Raw genomic sequence first — 20749 nt, forward strand, 5'->3', positions numbered from 1 at the left:
ATATTTCAAAACAATCATTCTTTTTTTAACTAACTAATAACGTAATTTTTAAAACGGCTCCAAATGATACATGTTTTAATCCCACTGACGGTTTTCTTTCTGGCACTAATTATTTATCTAGTTTTAAAAATACAATCTGATAAAGAAAGATTTCAGTCTAGAGTAAAATATTTAGAAGAAATAATCCAGCAGCTTTGCGTGGAACAAAAAGTTCAAAACAATCAATTGAAATTATCAGAGGAATTAAAGCAAAAAATAATTGAGGTTAATTCCACTATTAGTCAAGATATTTATGAGTTGAACTATAAATTAGTTGAAGGTTTGTATCCAAAAAACGAATAGGTATTTGTTTTTACATTTTTACTATATTTATCTAAATTTTCTAAGATGAAAACAACCTTACTTAGTTTATATTTCATTTTTTTCGTCTATTTTTTTGGGTATTCTCAAAATGCACAAGACAAAATTGATGGTTTAAAAAAAGAGTTAAATACAAATCCTGATGCCAAAAAGACAGCATCCATCTACTCAGATTTGACTTGGTATTATTCTAAAATCTCTACCGATTCGGCGCTTCATTATGGTGAAAAAGCCATTGATGCCTCAGTAAAATTAAAAGACTCCACTTTGTTGGCACAAGTTTATAGTGATATTGGTGCGGTTTATTTTATAAAAGGCGATTTTCAAAATTCTAAATCAAATTATCTTTCTGCCTATAAAATTAGAAAGTTAAGAAATGATACTAGAGGTTTGGCAAAAATCAATAATAACTTGGCAAACATTTACGAGAAAACACAACAATATAAACTAGCAATGGCTTCATTTCTTGAAGCTTTAAGTTATTTTGAAAGTATAAATGATGAAAAAAATTGCAGTATTATAAAAGGCAATATTGGTTTAATTGAGCTTAAATTGAAAAATTATCCAAAGGCATTACAATACATCAGTGACGTTGTAAAATATCAAGAAAAAAATAATTTCAAAGAAGAGTTATGTGTCAATTGTTTGAATTTGGGTAATGTTTATCTTCAAATGAATGATACTTTACATGCTTTACAATGGTACAATAAAAGTGTAAAAGAATGCACAGCTGTTGGAAATAAAAAGGGAGTTTCTAGTGGTTATAACAATATTGCAGCCATAAAAACAGAACAAAAAAAGTCAAAAGATGCTTTAGCTCTCTATGAAAAATCAAAAAAAGAGAGAGAGGAGTTAAATTCAGATTTAGATAAAACTAATTTCAATTTGAATTTAGCCAAAGAATATGTTGCTTCAAAAAAATATTCAGAAGCAAAAAAAATATTACTTACAACCAAGACTTTTTATGAAAAAGCGAACCTCAGAGACAAACTGCAAATAAATTATAATTCTTTGATTATGGTTTATACCAATTTAAATCAGCCCGATAGTGTAGGTTTTTATGTTCGAAAATTGGCAATTTTAAATGAGCAATTGCTTTCGGAGAATACGGTTAAACAAATTGCAGAATTAGAAACCAAATATCAGACTGAAAAAAAAGAAAAGCTCCTTGAAAAATCAAAAGCAGCTATCGCCATGCGTGAGCTTGAGATTAAGAAAAAAGAAACCCAGTTTTTGATTTTAGTATTAATTTCACTGGCCTTAATCATTATCGCCTTTTTAATTTATCGCCAACAGAAATTAAAAAACAAGCAACAAGAGCAAGAGTTTGAGCTTAAATCAGCCATAGCAAAAATTGAAACTCAAAACAAGTTACAAGAACAACGCCTTTCTATTTCAAGAGATTTACACGATAATATTGGTTCACAATTAACGTTTATTATTTCGTCTGTGGATAATATTAAATATGCTTTTGATATTCAAAACACAAAGTTGGATAATAAACTTTCTAGTATAAGCAATTTTGCAAAAGAAACAATTGTAGAGCTTCGTGATACTATTTGGGCAATGAATACTAATGAATTCACTTTTGAAGATTTGCGCTCACGTATCTTTAATTTTATCGAAAAAGCAAAAACTGCCAAAGAAAATATTGATTTTAAATTCAATGTAGATGATAGTCTAAATGAAGTAAAGTTTTCCTCGGTTGTGGGCATAAATTTATACAGGACAATGCAAGAAGCCGTAAATAATGCTATCAAATATGCTGAAGCAACTCAAATTGAAGTAAAAGTTTTTCAAAGTAATAATCAAATTCAAATTGAAATCAAAGACAACGGAAAAGGGTTTGATATTGAAACTGTTGATTTTGGGAATGGTTTAAACAATATGAAAAAACGAATAGAAGAAGTGAATGGTCATTTCGAAATTCAATCTATTGTTAATCAGGGCACAAACATAAAAATTGAACTTAAAATCAGCTAGTTTATGTGTTTTTAACGTTAAACAGAATAATAAAAAAAATACGACATTTGTCGTATTTTTTTTTGTCTTTAGTTGATACAATTTTGTAAAAACTAAAAAATAAATCATGAAAAAAATTACACTTCTTTTTTTATTGACTTTCAGTACATTTTCTTTTTCACAATGTTGGAGCAAATTGGAAGCTGGATCAGGACACACTCTAGGGATTAAAACTGACGGAACACTTTGGGCAACCGGCAATAATAGTTCAGGGCAATTAGGAGTTGGAGATTTTATTGCAAAAAGTACTTTCACCCAAGTAGGTTCAAGTAATAATTGGTCAAAAATTGCCGCAAGAGATAATGACAGTGCGGGCATCAAAACCGATGGGACATTATGGATTTGGGGTAATCATTTACCATCAAATGTGCCAGTACAAGTTGGAACCTCTACTAATTGGAAAGAAATCTCAGTTGGAAATTTATATTTTTTAGCTGTAAAAACAGATGGAACGCTTTGGGCTTGGGGTCAAAATAATTTCTCAAATTTAGGAGATGGCTCTGCTTTAGCGAGAGCAAATCCTGTACAAATTGGAAATGCGACAAATTGGGATAAAGTTTCTGCAGGACAAGGAAGTAGCTATGCTATTAAAACAGATGGAAGTCTGTGGTCGTGGGGCGGAAATACCTATGGACAATTGGGACATAATAATACAACAATTTATAATATTCCTACCAGAATAGGATTAGATACAAATTGGCTTGAAGTTTCAGCGGGAACGGGTCATGTTATTGCTTTAAAATCAAACGGTACTTTATGGTCTTGGGGTGCAAATTATTCTGGTGAAGCTGGAAATGGAGTGCCAAACAGCAGTAGTGTACCAACTCAGATTGGTACAGAAACAAATTGGTCTAAAATTGATGCTGGTTTTATTCATGGAATGGCTATTAAAAATAATGGAACTTTATGGACTTGGGGCTTTAACAATCAAGGAAGATTGGGAGATGGTACTACTACTAACCGTTTTGCGCCTGTTCAAATTGGCACAGCAACAAATTGGTCGCAAGTATCTGGTGCTTCAGCCTATTCGGTAGCTTTGGCAGATGTAGGTGTCATGAGTGCTTGGGGACTTAACGGAAATGGTTTTGGAAACGGAACCACGATAAATTCATTAATACCAATCGTTATTACTTGTGCTTCATTAGAAACGCCATCGTTATCAAAGTCTGAATTTAAAGTTTATCCAAATCCAGCAACAAATGAAATCAATTTAAATTTTGAAAATAATTTGGATAATGCTTCTCTAAAAATTATTTCATTCACAGGACAAGTTGTTTATGAAAATAATGATTTCTCAGGAAACAATAAATCTATTGATATTTCAAAGTTTAGCTCAGGAATTTATTTTGTCCAAGTGTTGAATGAGAATTTAGTAAATACTTCAAAATTTATAAAATATTAATTCAACAATTCATTTTAGAAATGAAAATCTAAATAGGTCATGTTTTAACATTGATGTTTCAAATAAAAATAGTTATTTATTTATTGTTCAATCGAAGTATGGCAATGAGTTTATTAAATCAAAAGTCATCAAAAAATGAGTAAAAGTTTTTTAAACAATCATTTATTCATCCCATCGTTTATTTTTTGAGATTATCATATCACTCAAATACGGCATTTGCCGTATTTTTTTTAAAATATCAAATCACCAATTTTGAAATGTCAAGTGGTATTGATAGTTAAAGCAAAAAACAATTAGGTTGTTTTTATTGTTGTCCTTTTCATTCTGTGGTTTCTTCAAATAAGTCAACATGTCTGAAAAGGACTTTTTTTATATAATAAATCTATTACCTGAAAAAAAATTATCAATTTTGTTATAGAAATCAAAATAGTATGCCAATAAAAATAGCCATAGTTGACGACAACACTTTTTTACAAAAAGCCATTCAAGATAAGCTTGCTTTTTTTGAAGATATTGAGACAAAGTTTAAAGCTTGTAATGGAGAAGATTTATTAGAAAAGTTAGAAAAAAATCATAACCTCGATGTGATTTTAATGGATATTGAAATGCCAAAAATGAATGGTATTGAAGCTACAGAAGCAGTAAAGAATAAATATCCGCAAATCAAAATCATCATGCTGACTGTTTTTGATAATGATGAAAATATTTTCAAGTCAATTAAAGCTGGAGCCGATGGTTATCTTCTCAAAGAAGTAAACCCTGGAGAACTTCACAATGCTATTATTGAAACTTTAAATGGCGGTGCAGCGATGAATCCATCCATTGCACTTAAAACACTGAAACTACTAAGAAATCCAATTGATTTTGAGCAAAAATGCGAGGATGATATAAAATTGACCTCAAGAGAAGTTGAGGTTTTAGAACAATTAAGCAAAGGATTGAATTATAATGTTATTGCAGATAATCTTTTCTTATCGCCATCCACAGTAAGGAAGCACATCGAAAATATTTATAAAAAACTCCAAGTTCACAATAAATTGGAAGCCATTCAAAAGGCAAAGAATAACAATTTGATTTAGTATAGAATACGACATTTGTCGTATTTTATTTTTTTGTGGCTCATTATAAATTTGTTAAATCATAACGAATTAAAATGAGAATAACATGAAATCAAGACTACTTATTATTGTATTATCAATCACTTTTTTTGCAAATGGGCAATGTTGGCAAAAAATTTCTGCTGGAAATCAATTTACAATTGCTATTAAAAGTGATGGCACGCTTTGGTCTTGGGGAGATCATCAATACGGTCAACTCGGAATTGGAGCTGTGACTACCGATGCAGGTTCACCAGTTCAAGTTGGAACAGACAACGATTGGTCTTTTGTGTTTGCTGGTTGGTATAGTGTTTTTGCAATTAAAACCAATGGAACACTTTGGGCTTGGGGACAAAATACTTATGGTAAATTAGGAGACGGAACTACAACACAAAAAAATACACCAATACAAATTGGTACTGACACTAACTGGTTGTCGATTTCTTCAAACCTTAATTGCACCATGGGAATCAAAACTGATGGCTCATTGTGGGCTTGGGGTGGAAATTTGTCAGGGCAATTAGGTGATGGAACTTTTACTAATCGTTCTACTCCAGTGAGAATTGGAACTGCTAATGATTGGGTTTCTATTTCAGTTGGAAGTTCGCACAACGTTGGACGACGTGCTAATAATACCTTATGGACTTGGGGTGTTGGACTTAATGGACAATTGGGATTAGGCGCTACAAACTTTATTAATGTTCCAACTCAAGTTGGGACAGCAACAGATTGGGCTTTTGCAACAGCAGGCGAACAGCATGTTGTAGCTGTTAAAACTAATGGAACGCTTTGGACATGGGGTTATAATGCACAAGGTCAATTAGGCGATACTACAACAGCCAATAAAACCTCTCCAGTACAAATTGGAACAGATACCGATTGGTTAAAAGCGCAAGCCAATAATCACAATTTGGCATTGAAAACTAATGGTACAGTATGGGGTTGGGGATTGAATACTACATATCAGTTAGGTGATGCAACAATTACAAATAGAACGGCACCTTTTCAGATTTCAGGATTGACTGGAATTCAGAATGTTACAGCGGGTTTGAGTTTTTCTTTTGCACAAAATACTACTTCGAGTACTTGGGGTTTTGGTAATAATTCTGATGGCATGTTGGGCGACGGTACTTTTACAATCAAAACAATCCCTACAGCATTATTCAACTGTACAGGATTAGGTTTAGATGATATTAGTTTAGCTACGATGAAAGTTTTTCCAAATCCGAGCAACGGTTTATTTAACTTTCAATCAGAGCAAAATGCGATTCAATCTATTGAGATTTATGATATTTTAGGAAAATTGTTGGTGTTTCAAAATGTTTTAGAAAAGGAATCTGTAATTGATTTGACAACACATCAACCAGGAATTTATTTGGCTAAAATTCACTTCGAAAATAATGCAATTGAGACTAGAAAAATAATTATAAAATAGTTTTTGAAGAAATAAAAAATGCCCCAAATAGTGTTTAACTTTTTGGGGCATTTTCAAATTTCAGAGTAAATTTTTATAATTTACTCTCCAAACCTTGCCATCCACCACCATTGATTACTTCAATGCCGTTTGATTTAAGAATTGAAGCCGCTTGAGCACTTCGCATTCCGCTGGCACAACAAACGATAACAGGTTTATTCCCTTTTTTAATAGCATCTATTTGATTTCCTATAGTATTCAATGGAATGTTTTTCGAACCTTTAATATGACCACCTTGAAATTCACCCGGAGATCTTACATCAATAATTACAGCTCCTTTGTCTGTAAATTCTTTTATACTTTCTGATTTACTTCCTAATCCTAACATGCTTAATAGTCCCATAATTAATATTTTTTTTGACAAAAGTAATTAGGTGTCAATAGGTTTGCAGTAACAAAAGTTACATAAGTGTTATATTGTTGCTTTTTCTAAAAATAATTCTAATCCACCCGAAATTAAATGAGCTACATCGGGACGATTTTGTTTTACTTTTTCTAAATGATTCAATACTTTAGAAAGTAAATCTGTATTGTTTTGTTTTTCCGCCAATTCAGCAATTTCTACTGATAATAACCAATCGTTTGGATGATTTGCTGTTACTGATGCAAAAGCTTCTTTTAATGTAGTTGTAGCCGTTTTGTTTTCACGAATGTTGCGAACAATCGCATATAACTTTTCTAATTCTTCGCGTTCAGGTGATTTTTTTGCTTTAATCGTATGGCTTGAAGGCACATGATTAATCATATCAAAACTATTCACATCAGCTGGACCAGAAAACGCCGAAATCACTTTTTTCCCCACAGCCATATCATAAGTTCCCCATTCGGGTTGGAATAGTACCGTATCGTTATGTGTAACGGTACAATTTTTAAAACTAATAATGATAATTTCCCCTTGCAGATTTCTAGAACCAGTAATGATTTCACCGGTAACCGTAATGTTTCCTTCAAATTCCAAGGTAACTTTCTCTGCTTCATAAACATCATAAGCTCTTAAATCTCTTGGGCTCATGTCTTCAATGGCCAAATTAATTCCTTTTAATTTTCCAATTGGAGAACCAAAACCTTCGGAGTGATATTGCGTGCCGTGACCTACTAATTCTTTCTCTCGGTAGGATAGCGCCGTTTTACCTATAGTTTGGATATAAATTGGTTTTCCTTCGTGTTCAATAACGTTAGTAAATAATCCTGATATTTGAATTCCTGTGCTTAATTCTATTGTTCCTAATGCTTTGGAAGTAATTAATTTTTTTATGCCCGATAATCCTCCTGTTCGTAATGCCATAGTATTAGCAAACTCTTCTAAAACTAAGCTTAAATGAGCAAAATCTGGAGTGACATAAAGTTGAGGTTGAGGTTTTGTAATATCAAAACTTTGATCAGCAGCCGAAATATCATAAGGAATTTTCTTTACGTTATCTGTCATGCACCAAGCACTTTCTCCAATAGAAGAAAGTAATCCTGCACCGTATATTTTTGGATTATCAACCGTTCCAATCAAACCATATTCTACAGTCCACCAGTGTAGATTGCGAATACGAGACATTTCAGAGAGTTCTCCCATGTTATTTTGTAGAAATGCTACTTGGTCTTCCGCTTTTTGAATTTCTGCTTCTGGAGTATCTTCTGCTTCTTTTAGAATAGATAATAATCGAATGGCTTCATACATTTCATAATCACGAGAAGAAGAAATGGCTTTACAACCTATTTCTCCAAAACGACGTAAATATTCAGCATACTCAGGATTAGCAATTATAGGAGCATGACCTGCACCTTCATGAATAATATCGGGTGCTGGAGTATATTCAATATGTTCTAACTGTCGAATATCCGAAGCAATGACCAATACATTATAGGCTTGAAATTCCATAAAAGCATTCGGCGGAATAAATCCATCAACGGCAACTGCAGCCCAACCAATTTCTTTTAGAATGCGATTCATGCCATACATATTGGGAATATTATCGACTTCCAAACCAGTTTTTTTCAAACCATCGAGATAAGAACTATGTGCAACTTTAGAAAGATAATCTACATTTTTACGCATCACATAGCGCCAAACTGCTTGGTTAATTGGAGTGTAATCAGCATAATCTTGTGGCTTAATGAATTGTTTTAGATGCTTAGGTAATCTATCTATCAAAGGATTGCTTTCAAAATGGGCTTCCATAAATTTAGTTTTGTTGTGATGGTAAATTTACAAATCTTTCTTTTAAAACAAATGTGATTTTCGACATAAAAAAACCGCAACATTTACTATTGCGGTTTGTGTATTTTTTATCTGAACAGTGCTACTTTTTTTCCGGTGGATATTGTTCTAGAATTTTTGTGACAAATTCTTTTATGAGTTCATCTTTTTTATTTGTGTCTTTGGTTAAAACACCTATTCCTTCACCTTGCCAAATTAATTCTTTTTTCTTGGCATCAATCAAATCTATAAATAATGTGCCTTCAACATATCTGTTTACAGAAGTATTTCCACCCCACATCCATGGATCCCAACCCCAACCCCAGCCATAACCCCAACCCATATTGAATTGGTTTACGTCAACTTGCTCTCTTTCTTTAGTAAAAAAATTAATTAGTAAATCGGGAGTTTCACTTTTGGTGAGTCCTTTTGTGGTTAATACATCATCAATCGAATTTAAAATTCTTCTTTTGTCTAAATCAGATATCTCAACTTTATCAATTCCAGCTTTGTAAAAGGCAAAGGTTTTGTAGGTTGTAAAATCTACTTTTTTATCATAATCTGAGTACACTTTCACAGTACTACAAGAGGAAAGTAGTAATACGAAAAACGAAAAAAAGACAAACTTTTTCATGGTTATAAATTTTGGTTACAATAAAGTCTCATCAACTAAATTAGGGATGGTAACTTTTAATAAAGGTTGCGTGTCCATCGCTCTTTTTATTGCAAAAATGGCTCCTTCATTTCTTGCCCAACTTCTTCTTGAAATTCCGTTGTTCACATCCCAAAAAAGCATTGATTCTAAGCGTCTTGACGCTTCTGAAGAACCATCAAGAACCATACCAAATCCACCATTTATTACTTCGCCCCAACCAACTCCGCCACCATTGTGAATAGAAACCCAAGTAGCACCACGAAAGCTATCACCAATAACATTTTGGATGGCCATATCGGCAGTGAAACGCGAACCGTCATAAATATTGGAAGTTTCACGATAAGGCGAATCAGTTCCCGAAACATCATGATGATCACGACCTAAAATAATATAATCAATTTCTCCACGAGCAATGGCTTGATTGAAAGCTTCGGCTATTTTTATTCTTCCTTCAGCATCAGCATAAAGGATTCTTGCTTGAGAACCAACGACTAATTTATTTTCTTGTGCACCTTTTATCCATTGAATATTATCGGCCATTTGTTGTTGAATTTCAGCAGGCGAGTTTTTCATCATTTCTTCTAAAACATCACAGGCAATTTTATCGGTTTTGGCTAAATCATCTGGATTTCCAGAAGCACAAACCCAACGGAAAGGGCCAAAACCGTAATCAAAACACATTGGTCCCATAATATCTTGGACGTAACTGTTGTATTTGAAATCGATGTGATTTTCAGCAAAAACATCGGCTCCAGCTCGAGAAGCTTCTAGCAAAAAGGCATTTCCGTAATCGAAAAAATAGGTTCCTTTGGCAGTATGTTTATTGATGGCGGAAGCATGACGTCGCAAGGTGCTTTGAACTTCTTCTTTGAATTTTGTTGGATTATTAGCCATTAAATCATTAGATTCTTCAAAGGTAAATCCAATTGGATAATAACCTCCAGCCCAAGGATTGTGCAGTGAAGTTTGATCGGAACCTAGATCGATATGCAGGTTTTCTTGGTCAAATCGTTCCCAAACATCAACTACATTTCCTAAATAAGCTATAGAAACTACTTCTTGATTTTCTAAGGCAATTTTAACTCTTGGTACTAATTCATCAATATTTTCAATTACTTCATTAATCCAACCTTGAGAATGACGAATGTGTGTGATTTTCGGATTTACTTCGGCGCAAACTGTTACGCAACCTGCAATATTTCCTGCTTTTGGTTGTGCGCCAGACATTCCTCCAAGTCCAGAAGTTACAAATAAACCACCTTTTGGAGATTTTTTTATTTTTCTAAATCCATTTAAAACTGTGATGGTTGTTCCGTGAACTATGCCTTGCGGACCGATGTACATATAACTTCCAGCAGTCATTTGTCCATATTGGGAAACGCCTAGTGCATTCATTTTTTCCCAATCGTCAGGTTTGGAATAATTTGGGATTACCATTCCGTTTGTAACTACAACTCGTGGTGCCTCTTTATGTGAAGGAAATAATCCCATTGGATGACCAGAATACATTGCCAAAGTTTGCTCTTCGGTCATTTCTGCCAAATACTTCATGGTCAATAAATATTGTGCCCAATTTTGAAAAACAGCTCCATTTCCTCCATATGTAATCAATTCATGTGGATGTTGTGCCACGGCATAATCCAAATTATTTTGAATCATCAACATGATAGCTTTTGCTTGTTCGCATTTTCCTGGATATTCCGAAATTGGTCGTGCGTACATTTTGTAATCAGGACGCAAACGGTACATGTAAATTCTTCCGTAAGTTTCTAATTCAACTTTGAATTCAGGAATCAATTCAGCATGATGTTTAGGTTCAAAATAGCGCAAAGCATTTTTCAACGCTAACTTTTTTTCCTCATTTGAGAGTATTTCTTTGCGTTTTGGCGCATGATTTATGTTAACTTCATAGGGTTTTGGTTGTGGTAAAATCGATGGAATTCCTTGTATTATTTGCTCTTGAAATGTCATTTTTTTAATGTAAATTGTATTGTTTTTTTTAATCTATGAATACTGCGACTGAGCACTCCTTACTTTTTAATTGTGCCCGTTTTTTTATCAAATCCATAAGGGCAATGCCGGCAACCGCTACGACAGCAGTAACCCCGTTTTAGATGGTATTTTTCAGTGAAGCAACGATAGCCTTCAGGGGTCAAATAATAATCTTCACCTTCAATTAATTTATTTTCGTTATTTTGGTCATTCATAGCTACAAATTTAAAGACTTTCTAAGTAATGATTCTAATCGTTTCAAAATATTTAATTCCAAGAGGGTTTAATAGCATTACTGTTTTCCCTTTTGTTTTTTTAAAATTTAAGGAATGTAAAAACGATTTGGTATTATTAAATCATGAAAGAATTCATCTTCGTCAGCAATTGGAATTGCTTATCGTGCTTTTTTTTATTTGGTATGGAATGGAGTTTTTAGTTCGTTTTTTTCAATTTAGAAATTGGAAAACTGCATATAAAAACATTTCGTTTGAAAGAGAAGCCTATGAAAATGAGAAAGACCTTAACTTTTTAAACAATAGGTTCTTGCTTAATCATCTAAAATTTATTAAACAATAATTATTTTTTTGTTTAAGTTTATTATTCTATTTTTACATTCGTCAAAATTATTTCAAAATGAGGAAGTTACTGTTTATTTTAATGTTTGTCTTATCTGTAAATTTACAGGCACAACTTTATGTGAGTAACAATAGTTATGTATTTAACAAAAATAGTTTGGTTTATGTAACTAGTGATGTTGAACTGAATGGTGCCAACAGTAATTTTTATTTAAGAAATGAAGGTCAATTATTGCAAGGCGGAACAACTGTTGGCGGCGTAAATAAAGGAATTGGTAAATTATCTGTTTTTCAAGAAGGAACAGTAAATAATTATGGATATAATTATTGGTGTTCACCAGTTGGTAATGCTTCAGCTTTAGTTGGTAATGAACCTTTTGGGATTACAATGTTAAATGTTCCAACAACTTTAACTTCGTCAAACCCCGCCATTATTAGTAGCGCTACCTATGATGGTGTTTCGGGAACTGGTTCACTGACAATTGCCTCATATTGGATTTGGAGATTTTTATCCTCTTCAAATTATTCTCAATGGGTTCAATCGGCAGCTAATACAGATATACTAACTGGGCAGGGATTTACTATGAAAGGAACAAGTGGCACCGATTTAACCAATGTTGGTGAAACAGAATTTAATAATCCTGGTAGTAAACAACGCTATGATTTTAGAGGAAAACCTAATGACGGAACTATTAACATTCCTGTTGCGGCACAAGTGACTGGAACACAATATGCCAATAATACTTTAACTGGAAATCCATATTCTTCCGCCATCAATTTAAATTATTTTTTATTAGAAAATAGTGGGTATAATGTCAATTATTCAACAGGTGCTGTAACAATTGGTGGTCCAGTAAATGTTATCAATGGTACCGCTTATTTCTGGGAACATGTAAAACCTGCTAATTCCCATGTTTTGATACAATATGTTGGTGGTTATGGCTATTATGTTGCCAATAATTCAAACGCTAATAGTCCAGGAACATACAATAGTGCAACTTGGAATACCTATAATATTGATGGCTCTCTTAACACAACTGGAGGAAGTTCGGGTTCTAACTACAGAAGAATGTTTTCTCCTGTTGGGCAAGGATTTATGGTGCAAGGTACTGCAAATGGAAATGCTCAAATGAAAAATATTTATAGAGTTTTCAGACAAGAAGGAATTGACCCTACTATATCTAATTCGCAATTTGAAAGAATTAATAATGTTAGTCAAACAAATAATAGTCAAAACTGGGAAGAAATTCCAAATGTTGCAGGTGTTGATTACACTCAATTTTCTAAAGATCTCGTGCCTCAAATAAAGTTACATACCATTATAAATAATCAGTTTACTAAAGAGGTGACAATTGCATTTAATCCTAATGCTTTTGATGGTTATGAGCAAGCTTTTGATGCATATTATAATAAGGACGATTTTGCTAATGATGCATTTCTTTCAATAATTGGTGTTTTAGACCCATTCGTAATTTCAACTTTGCCTTTTGATATTGATAAAAGAATCCCGTTTACTTTAAAAGCATCAGAACAATGTTCTTTTAAAATAAAAGTTGCCAATATCATTAATTTTAATGGTTCTGATAATGTTTACTTATTTGATGGAGCGACAGGACTTTACCATGATATTATAAACAATAATTTTGATATAACTTTACCATCTGGAGTTTATAATAATCGCTTTGAAATCACCTTCAAAAATTCTTCGTTGAGTATCAATGATGATATTAAATCCAATCTAATTATCACTCAAAATAATACCAATCAAACGGTTACAGTTCATAATCCTAACTTATTAGAATTAAAATCTGCAAAACTTTATGATTTAACAGGTAAACTAATTTTTGACAAACAAAGATTAGGATTTCAAAATAGTTATCAATTTTCAACAAGTGGCTTAGCCGACTCTGTTTATTTAATAGAAGTTTCTACTACTGATAATCGAAAAATGGTTCAAAAAATCATCGTGTCTTCTAACTAAATTAATTTATGAAAAGCGATTTAAAATTGCTTTTCATAGTATAAAATTTGTGTATTTCGTACCTTTGCAAAAAGTTATTTTTTGGAAAGCTATAATCAAAAAATTCAAATTGAACACCCTAATTACACGCTATTCATTAAGCGTGAGGACGAATTACACCCGTATATTTCAGGAAATAAATTTAGAAAATTAAAATACAATATCCTTCAAGCTAAGAAGGAAAATAAAGAAACTTTATTGACTTTTGGTGGCGCTTTTTCCAATCATATTTTGGCAGTGGCAGCTGCAGGAAAAGAACATGGTTTTAATACTATCGGTATCATTAGAGGCGAAGAGTTATGTGACAAAATTGCCGACAATCCAACTTTGAAAAAAGCGCAAGATTTCGGAATGGTTTTTGAGTTTGTTTCAAGAGAAAATTATAGGGATAAGAGTAATCCACAATTTATAAATCGATTAGGAGAGCAGTATGGAGATTTTTATCTTTTGCCCGAAGGTGGAACAAATGAATTAGCCATTCAAGGCTGTGAAGAGATTTTGACAGAAGATGATACTGAATTTGACTTTATTTGTTGTGCAGTGGGAACTGGAGGAACCATTTCGGGAATAATTAATTGTTCAAAACCTGGTCAACAAGTTTTGGGATTTCCAGCATTGAAAGGTGATTTTCTAACAGAAGATATTCGTAATTTTGCTAAAAATAGTAATTGGAATTTAGTAACGGATTACCATTTTGGAGGTTATGGAAAAGTTACGGAGGAGTTAATAATTTTTATTAATGATTTCTTTCTGAAATATAATATTCCTTTAGATCCAATTTATACGGGCAAAATGGTCTTTGGTGTTTTGGATTTAATAGAAAAAAAATGGTTTCCAGAACATTCAAAAATATTACTTATTCATACGGGAGGATTACAAGCAGTTACAGGAATGAACAATGTTTTACGACAAAAAAACCAAATCGAAATTAATATAAATGTATAGGAAATTAATTTTATTGTTTATCAGTATGTTTATTGTGTCGTGTGGCACCAATAATGCTGTGGTAAGAACTTCAAAACCAGACCCAAGAAAGTCTGGAACTTCAGTCGTACAATCGACTAGAAAGCCAATTCACAAACCAACAGACCAAAAGAAACCTGATGTGGAAACCCAAAAAACTACAGTATCAGTTTCAAATCAGGATAATTCCTCTGTAGTTTTGGAAGCGACAACTAGGGTAAAAGTTACTACTCAAATGGTGTTGGCTTATATTGAAAAATATAAAGAAATTGCCAAAGACAATATGTTAAAAACAGGAATACCTTCCAGTATTACACTTGGCCAAGCCATATTAGAATCGGGTGCAGGAACTGGTCCGTTGAGTGTGCAAGCCAATAATCATTTTGGGATAAAATGTCATAAAGAATGGACAGGACCAAGTATAAGTTATACTGATGATGCTGAAAACGAATGCTTTAGAAAATACAAAGATCCAAGCGAATCTTTCCGAGATCATTCCTATTTTTTAACAAGTAGACCACGATATTCACTTCTATTTCTATTAGGCAAAGATGATTATGTTGCCTGGGCAAAAGGACTAAAAACGGCAGGTTATGCTACAGATCCTAAGTATCCAGATAAGCTAATTGGATTAATAGAGCGTTATCAATTAGGAAAATATGATGCGGAAGTTTTGGGAAAAGATTATACTCCAATTGTAAAGTCACAACCTATCGTTTATGACAGTAAAGCTGAAATATATACCGTTACAAAAGGCGATACATTGTATTCCATTTCCAAAAAATTCAATATTTCTATTGAAGAATTGAAAAAGAAAAATAATTTAACAGACAATACTTTATCTCTTGGTCAAAGTATAATTGTTAAATAAAATAGTCTCATTTTAAAAATCCATTTACGATATGATTTATCAAAGAAGCAGTCAATTATTTATTGAAGCTGAAAAAGTTATTCCTGGAGGAGTCAATTCACCTGTAAGAGCATTCAAAGGTGTTGGTGGCACTCCAATTTTTGCCAAAAGTGCCAAAGGCGCTTATGTTTATGATGAAGATGATAATCGATTGATTGATTATATTAATTCTTGGGGTCCAATGATTTTAGGTCATGCCTTTCCACCAGTTGTCGATGCTGTAATTGCAAGGACAAAACAAGGAACTTCTTTTGGAATGCCTACAGAATTGGAAACTAAAATAGCAGCTTTGGCTATTTCAATGGTGCCTAATATTGATAAAATTCGTTTTGTGAATTCGGGAACAGAGGCTTGTATGAGTGCCATTCGATTGGCTAGAGGATTTACAAAAAGAGATAAAATCATAAAATTTGCTGGCTGTTATCATGGTCATTCTGATTCTTTTTTAATCCAGGCTGGAAGTGGCGCAAGTACATTTGGAACTCCTAACAGTCCTGGAGTTACACAAGGAACGGCAAAAGACACTTTATTGGCCAATTATAATGATTTGGAAAATGTAAAAGCTTTGTTTGAAGCTAATAAAAATGAAATTGCGGCCATTATTATTGAGCCTGTTGCTGGGAATATGGGTTGTGTTCCGCCGAAAACTGGTTTTTTACAATCACTTCGCCAACTTTGTGATGCTAATGATACGTTGTTAATTTTTGATGAAGTGATGACTGGTTTTCGTCTGGCCAAAGGTGGTGTACAAGAACTGTATAATGTAAAAGCAGATATAGTATGTTTTGGAAAAGTTATTGGTGGCGGTTTGCCTGTTGGAGCATTTGCTGCGCGCAATGAAATCATGAATTATCTAGCACCAATTGGTCCAGTATATCAAGCAGGAACTTTATCAGGAAATCCGTTGGCTATGGCTGCGGGATTGGCTATGCTTGAAGCATTGAATGCAGATCAAGAAGTTTTTAATAGACTGGAAGCCAAGTCAGCTTATCTGGAAAATGGAATTCGGGAAGTGTTGCAAAAGAACCATGTTGTTTTCACCATAAATAGAGTAGGTTCTATGATTTCAGTGCATTTTGATGCCAATCCTGTGGTTGACTTTCAAACCGCTAAAAACGGCGATAATGAAACTTTTAAGAAATTCTTCCACGGATTATTAAATGAAGGAATTTATATTGCACCATCAGCTTATGAAACTTGGTTTATTACTGATGCTTTGACCTATGAAGATTTAGATTTTACTATTAAAGCAATTGATACTGTTGCTAAAACATTATAAATAAAAAAGTCTCGATTTAATCGAGACTTTTTTTTGGGATTTAAACAGATATTAATTAATTAAAGTTTTAAATAATTCTGGGTTTTTTTCTAATTTTTCTATTTGATTTCCATCAAGAGAAGCTCTTATTTTTGCATCAACTACTCTTGATAATTCTTGCTTTCTTTCTGCAGTTAACGATTTGTCTTCTAGAACAGTATGTTTTTGAATAAAAAGTCTAGCGAAGTCAGCATTTTGAGTGTCGTTTAACCCCAGATATTCTGTTAACATTGCAGCTTCTTTTGTGCCTTTATCGGTTGAAGTCAACTCAGTTTTGTCTTGTGCATTTGCATTTATTGAAAATGCTAACAGTAAAGTTACAACAGCAATTAATTTTTTCATTTTTCTTAATTTTAATTTGATAATTATTTCAAAACTAATTTATTTTAATTGAATTGCAAAATTTATTTTCTATTTCTCCTCTGGAATCTCCATTAAATCTTTTGATCTCTTTTTTTGAGACATTTTTTCTTTCATTTTTTCTCTTCTTTCTTCACGGATTTTTTCCCACTTCGCAAATTGTTCAGTTGTTAAAATCTTTTTCATTTCTTGGCTTTTAGCAATGCTATCTTGCTTCATTTCTTTTCTTTTTTGAGCTCTTAGTGCTTCCATTTCAGCTTTTTTGCGCTCTCTTTTTTCAACTTCTTTTGCAACTAAAACTTTCATGTCCTTAATTTGCTTTTCATTTAAGTCTAGGTCTTTAGCCATTTTCTTCACTTGAAGTTCCACTTTTTGTTCTGAAGTTAACGAGGCATATTTTTCAGCATTGGCTCTTTTCATTTCTCTTTCTTGTCCTATTGCTGTGAGACCAACAATTAATAATAGGGCAACAACCAATTTTTTACTGACTATTCTAAAATTACTTTTTTGGAATTCATTACTGTTTGATTTCATCTTTATTATTTTTTAAGTTATGTTGCAATAGGACATACCCATATTTAAAAGGTTTAATCTTTAACATAATTTTATAAAAAAAGGAACTCAATTGAGTTCCTAGAATTATTTAGTTTAAAACTACTGTTTTGTTTTCGCCGTCAACGACTACTTTGGTTAGTCCATGTTTTGAAAGTCCTTTCATAGCAGCATCCCATTTTTTGCCGCTCAACTTTGATTTGTCTTTCAATTGAGAAAGTGACTGATTGTTTTCTGTTTTTAATAAACTGAGGATTACTTTTTCGTCTTCGGTTAAATCCAATTGTTTTTTCTCTGGTCGCATTTGCGGGAAGAAAAGCACTTCTTGAATGGAAGCGTTATTGGTTAAAAACATTATTAATCTATCCATTCCAATTCCTAAACCTGAGGTTGGTGGCATTCCATATTCCAATGCACGAAGGAAATCATTATCGATAAATTGAGTGGCTTCATCATCACCACGTTCGGCTAATTGTAACTGTGCTTCGAATCGTTCGCGTTGGTCAATTGGGTCGTTTAATTCTGAATAAGCATTGGCGACTTCTTTTCCACAAACCATTAATTCGAAACGTTCCGTCAATTCGGGATTATCTCTATGTTCCTTACACAACGGTGACATTTCTTTTGGATAATCAGTAATAAATGTCGGTTGGATGAAGTTGCCTTCACATTTTGCGCCAAAAATCTCATCGATTAATTTTCCTTTCCCCATAGTTTCATCTACTTCGATATTCATTTCTTTGGCAGCTGCAAAAAGTTCGGCTTCGCTTTTGCCTGAGATATCAAAACCTGTAAATTGCTTGATGGCATCGGTCATGGTAACTCTTGCATAAGGAGCTTTAAAGTTTACTTTATATTCGCCAAATGTAGCTTCGGTTGTTCCGTTTACTTCTTTGGCACAATATTCTAATAGGTTTTCTGTGAATTCCATCATCCAATTGTAATCTTTGTAGGCCACATAGATTTCCATAGCTGTAAATTCTGGATTGTGCGTTCTATCCATTCCTTCGTTACGGAAATTTTTAGAAAACTCATAAACACCATCAAAACCACCTACGATTAATCTTTTTAAATACAATTCGTTGGCAATTCTCAAATATAAAGGAATGTCCAAAGCGTTGTGATGGGTTATAAACGGACGCGCCGCAGCACCACCAGCAATAGATTGCAATACTGGAGTTTCTACTTCCATATAACCTGCAGCGTTAAAAAAGTTACGCATGGCAGAGAATAATTTGGTTCTTTTGATAAAAACTTCTTTCACTTGCGGATTTACGACTAAATCCACATAACGCATACGGTAACGCAATTCAGCATCGTTAAAAGCATCGTGCACATTTCCTTCTTCGTCTTTTTTAGGAAGCGGTAATGGACGCAATGTTTTACTTAAAAAAGTGAATTTATCTACACGTACTGATTTTTCGCCTACTTTGGTTAAAAACAATTCGCCTTCTATGCCGATGAAATCACCTAAGTCGGTTAATTTTCTGAAAACTTGAGTATATAATGTTTTGTCTTCGTCAGGGCAAAGCACATCACGATTGAAATACAATTGAATTCTTCCTTCGCTATCTTGTAATTCCACAAATGAAGCTTTCCCCATGTCACGGTCACTCATGATACGACCTGCCAAAATCACTTTCTTTCCTTCTTCGAAGTTTTCTTTGACCTGTTTTGAAGTATGATCAACAGGAAATAAATCCGCTGGATAAGGGTTTATGCCTAATTCGCGTAATGCGTTTAGTTTCTGTCTTCTAATGATTTCTTGTTCCGAAAGTTGCATAGTATTGTATTTAAGCGTGCAAAGATAGGTTTTAGTTTAAAAGTTTAAAAGTTTAAGAGTTTAAAAGTTTTTGTAAAATGGCAATAGTGTTTTCATACTTTATCAATACCTTATTTATACCTTATCCATACTTGTGTCATAGACTATCCATACACTAATGATACATTACCCATACACTATCCATACACTATCTATGCTTTATCTATGGAGTATCCATGGAGTATCTATAATGTAACATTAAAGTTTGTAACTTTGCGCTTCTACTTTTATAACCATGAATAAAAAAATCCAACTTCAAGATTTAGGCGCAAAAGATTATAAGGATACTTGGGATTATCAGGAAGAATTATTTAAAGCTATTGTTGATTTAAAAATTCAGAATAGGAGAGAAGGAACTGCTGTTGATACCCCTAATTATTTTCTATTTGTGGAACATCCGCATGTGTATACTTTGGGGAAAAGTGGAGACATGACCAATTTGTTGCTTTCTGAAAAACAATTGGAAGCCAAAGGTGCCACTTTTTATAAAATAAATCGTGGTGGTGATATTACGTATCATGGTCCGGGACAAATTGTGGGTTATCCGATATTGGATTTGGAAAACTTTTTTACTGATATCCACAAGTATTTGCGCTTTTTGGAAGAAGTGATAATACTTACTTTAGAGGAATATGGTTTGAAAGCAACTCGAAGTGAAGGAGAAACTGGAGTTTGGCTTGATGTGGGAACGACTTTTGCTCGGAAAATTTGTGCGATGGGAGTTCGAGCTTCGCGTTGGGTAACGATGCATGGTTTTGCTTTGAATGTCAATGCTGATTTGGGTTACTTTGATAATATTATTCCGTGTGGGATAAAAGGGAAGGCGGTTACTTCGATGCATGTTGAACTTGGAAGAGCGTTAGACGAGGTTGAAGTGAAAGAAAAAATTCTCACCCATTTTTCAGAATTATTTGAAGCTGAATTTTATTCATAACCACTAAGAGCACAAAGGAATCGCGAAGTTCACAAAGTTTTTATTTTTTTACCATATAAGAAATTTAAGGTCATTTAAGTTTGAAGCTTTAAAGGTCCTTTTTTT

At 33.2% G+C, this 20749-nt stretch carries 18 protein-coding genes; 10 read left to right on the forward strand and 8 right to left on the reverse strand.

All coding sequences use genetic code 11. The features are described 5' to 3' along the window. The first annotated feature begins 63 nt into the window (after window positions 1-63). The 5 genes from ACSVH2_RS04980 (at window position 64) to ACSVH2_RS05000 (ending at window position 6316) form a co-directional block, all read left to right on the forward strand. The gene (locus ACSVH2_RS04980) at window positions 64-342 is read left to right on the forward strand and encodes a hypothetical protein (RefSeq protein ID WP_438092050.1); all 279 of its coding nucleotides are present in this window, start codon (window positions 64-66) and stop codon (window positions 340-342) included. Window positions 343-387: 45 nt separating this feature from the next. Then, window positions 388-2343, forward strand: coding sequence for a tetratricopeptide repeat-containing sensor histidine kinase (locus tag ACSVH2_RS04985; protein ID WP_438092051.1), 1956 nt, complete (start codon window positions 388-390; stop codon window positions 2341-2343). A 106-nt stretch (window positions 2344-2449) separates the two neighbouring features. Then, window positions 2450-3784, forward strand: a complete 1335-nt coding sequence (locus ACSVH2_RS04990; protein WP_438092052.1) for a T9SS type A sorting domain-containing protein — start codon at window positions 2450-2452, stop codon at window positions 3782-3784. Between the two features lie 431 nt (window positions 3785-4215). Beyond that, on the forward strand, window positions 4216-4863 hold the full coding sequence (locus ACSVH2_RS04995; protein ID WP_438092053.1) for a response regulator transcription factor: 648 nt from the start codon (window positions 4216-4218) through the stop codon (window positions 4861-4863). A gap of 85 nt (window positions 4864-4948) precedes the next feature. Further along, window positions 4949-6316: a T9SS type A sorting domain-containing protein gene (locus ACSVH2_RS05000; protein WP_438092054.1), complete on the forward strand. Its 1368-nt coding sequence runs from the start codon at window positions 4949-4951 to the stop codon at window positions 6314-6316. A gap of 73 nt (window positions 6317-6389) precedes the next feature. Here the strand turns inward: ACSVH2_RS05000 and ACSVH2_RS05005 are convergent, their stop codons facing one another. The 5 genes from ACSVH2_RS05005 to ACSVH2_RS05025 all read right to left on the reverse strand — a co-directional run bounded on the left by ACSVH2_RS05005 (window position 6390) and on the right by ACSVH2_RS05025 (window position 11405). After that, on the reverse strand, window positions 6390-6698 hold the full coding sequence (locus ACSVH2_RS05005; protein ID WP_438092055.1) for a rhodanese-like domain-containing protein: 309 nt from the start codon (window positions 6696-6698) through the stop codon (window positions 6390-6392). 69 nt (window positions 6699-6767) lie between these two features. Next, window positions 6768-8525, reverse strand: coding sequence for an aromatic amino acid hydroxylase (locus tag ACSVH2_RS05010; RefSeq protein ID WP_438092056.1), 1758 nt, complete (start codon window positions 8523-8525; stop codon window positions 6768-6770). 121 nt (window positions 8526-8646) lie between these two features. After that, entirely contained in the window at window positions 8647-9177 is a 531-nt protein-coding gene (locus ACSVH2_RS05015) for a DUF4136 domain-containing protein (RefSeq protein WP_438092057.1), read from the reverse strand. Between the two features lie 15 nt (window positions 9178-9192). Continuing rightward, window positions 9193-11169, reverse strand: coding sequence for a urocanate hydratase (locus tag ACSVH2_RS05020; protein WP_438092058.1), 1977 nt, complete (start codon window positions 11167-11169; stop codon window positions 9193-9195). 59 nt (window positions 11170-11228) lie between these two features. Continuing rightward, window positions 11229-11405 (reverse strand): DUF5522 domain-containing protein, encoded by a 177-nt coding sequence (locus tag ACSVH2_RS05025; protein ID WP_438092059.1) that lies wholly within the window; start codon window positions 11403-11405, stop codon window positions 11229-11231. Window positions 11406-11823: 418 nt separating this feature from the next. Between ACSVH2_RS05025 and ACSVH2_RS05030 the strand changes: the two genes are divergently transcribed. From ACSVH2_RS05030 to hemL, 4 genes are all read left to right on the forward strand, one after another. Further along, window positions 11824-13746, forward strand: coding sequence for a T9SS type A sorting domain-containing protein (locus tag ACSVH2_RS05030; protein ID WP_438092060.1), 1923 nt, complete (start codon window positions 11824-11826; stop codon window positions 13744-13746). Between the two features lie 81 nt (window positions 13747-13827). Beyond that, window positions 13828-14730, forward strand: coding sequence for a 1-aminocyclopropane-1-carboxylate deaminase/D-cysteine desulfhydrase (locus ACSVH2_RS05035; RefSeq protein WP_438092061.1), 903 nt, complete (start codon window positions 13828-13830; stop codon window positions 14728-14730). Beyond that, window positions 14723-15619, forward strand: a complete 897-nt coding sequence (locus ACSVH2_RS05040) for a glucosaminidase domain-containing protein (protein WP_438092062.1) — start codon at window positions 14723-14725, stop codon at window positions 15617-15619. The genes ACSVH2_RS05035 and ACSVH2_RS05040 overlap by 8 nt, the downstream gene beginning before the upstream one ends. A 31-nt stretch (window positions 15620-15650) precedes the next feature. Continuing rightward, window positions 15651-16937: a glutamate-1-semialdehyde 2,1-aminomutase gene (gene hemL, locus ACSVH2_RS05045; RefSeq protein WP_438092063.1), complete on the forward strand. Its 1287-nt coding sequence runs from the start codon at window positions 15651-15653 to the stop codon at window positions 16935-16937. Between the two features lie 51 nt (window positions 16938-16988). On the opposite strand, the gene ACSVH2_RS05050 is transcribed toward hemL, so the two are convergent. The 3 genes from ACSVH2_RS05050 to lysS form a co-directional block, all read right to left on the reverse strand. After that, entirely contained in the window at window positions 16989-17318 is a 330-nt protein-coding gene (locus tag ACSVH2_RS05050) for a hypothetical protein (protein ID WP_438092064.1), read from the reverse strand. 69 nt (window positions 17319-17387) lie between these two features. Then, window positions 17388-17870, reverse strand: coding sequence for a hypothetical protein (locus ACSVH2_RS05055; protein ID WP_438092065.1), 483 nt, complete (start codon window positions 17868-17870; stop codon window positions 17388-17390). 109 nt (window positions 17871-17979) lie between these two features. Continuing rightward, entirely contained in the window at window positions 17980-19671 is a 1692-nt protein-coding gene (gene lysS, locus ACSVH2_RS05060) for a lysine--tRNA ligase (protein ID WP_438092066.1), read from the reverse strand. A 274-nt stretch (window positions 19672-19945) separates the two neighbouring features. On the opposite strand from lysS, the gene lipB reads away from it, so the two are divergent. Next, window positions 19946-20644: a lipoyl(octanoyl) transferase LipB gene (gene lipB, locus ACSVH2_RS05065; RefSeq protein ID WP_438092067.1), complete on the forward strand. Its 699-nt coding sequence runs from the start codon at window positions 19946-19948 to the stop codon at window positions 20642-20644. The last annotated feature ends 105 nt before the right edge of the window (window positions 20645-20749 follow it).

Origin of the sequence: Flavobacterium sp. RSB2_4_14 (genome assembly GCF_051547085.1) — a bacterium.
In the GTDB taxonomy this organism is placed as follows: Bacteria; Bacteroidota; Bacteroidia; order Flavobacteriales; family Flavobacteriaceae; genus Flavobacterium.

Bases quoted from the DNA above. Each gene is read 5' to 3' on its own strand.
- ACSVH2_RS04980 (WP_438092050.1), top strand. From the start codon at position 64: ATGATACATGTTTTAATCCCACTGACGGTTTTCTTTCTGGCACTAATT.
- ACSVH2_RS04985 (WP_438092051.1), top strand. From the start codon at position 388: ATGAAAACAACCTTACTTAGTTTATATTTCATTTTTTTCGTCTATTTT.
- ACSVH2_RS04990 (WP_438092052.1), top strand. From the start codon at position 2,450: ATGAAAAAAATTACACTTCTTTTTTTATTGACTTTCAGTACATTTTCT.
- ACSVH2_RS04995 (WP_438092053.1), top strand. From the start codon at position 4,216: ATGCCAATAAAAATAGCCATAGTTGACGACAACACTTTTTTACAAAAA.
- ACSVH2_RS05000 (WP_438092054.1), top strand. From the start codon at position 4,949: ATGAAATCAAGACTACTTATTATTGTATTATCAATCACTTTTTTTGCA.
- ACSVH2_RS05005 (WP_438092055.1), bottom strand. From the start codon at position 6,698: ATGGGACTATTAAGCATGTTAGGATTAGGAAGTAAATCAGAAAGTATA.
- ACSVH2_RS05010 (WP_438092056.1), bottom strand. From the start codon at position 8,525: ATGGAAGCCCATTTTGAAAGCAATCCTTTGATAGATAGATTACCTAAG.
- ACSVH2_RS05015 (WP_438092057.1), bottom strand. From the start codon at position 9,177: ATGAAAAAGTTTGTCTTTTTTTCGTTTTTCGTATTACTACTTTCCTCT.
- ACSVH2_RS05020 (WP_438092058.1), bottom strand. From the start codon at position 11,169: ATGACATTTCAAGAGCAAATAATACAAGGAATTCCATCGATTTTACCA.
- ACSVH2_RS05025 (WP_438092059.1), bottom strand. From the start codon at position 11,405: ATGAATGACCAAAATAACGAAAATAAATTAATTGAAGGTGAAGATTAT.
- ACSVH2_RS05030 (WP_438092060.1), top strand. From the start codon at position 11,824: ATGAGGAAGTTACTGTTTATTTTAATGTTTGTCTTATCTGTAAATTTA.
- ACSVH2_RS05040 (WP_438092062.1), top strand. From the start codon at position 14,723: ATGTATAGGAAATTAATTTTATTGTTTATCAGTATGTTTATTGTGTCG.
- hemL (WP_438092063.1), top strand. From the start codon at position 15,651: ATGATTTATCAAAGAAGCAGTCAATTATTTATTGAAGCTGAAAAAGTT.
- ACSVH2_RS05050 (WP_438092064.1), bottom strand. From the start codon at position 17,318: ATGAAAAAATTAATTGCTGTTGTAACTTTACTGTTAGCATTTTCAATA.
- ACSVH2_RS05055 (WP_438092065.1), bottom strand. From the start codon at position 17,870: ATGAAATCAAACAGTAATGAATTCCAAAAAAGTAATTTTAGAATAGTC.
- lysS (WP_438092066.1), bottom strand. From the start codon at position 19,671: ATGCAACTTTCGGAACAAGAAATCATTAGAAGACAGAAACTAAACGCA.
- lipB (WP_438092067.1), top strand. From the start codon at position 19,946: ATGAATAAAAAAATCCAACTTCAAGATTTAGGCGCAAAAGATTATAAG.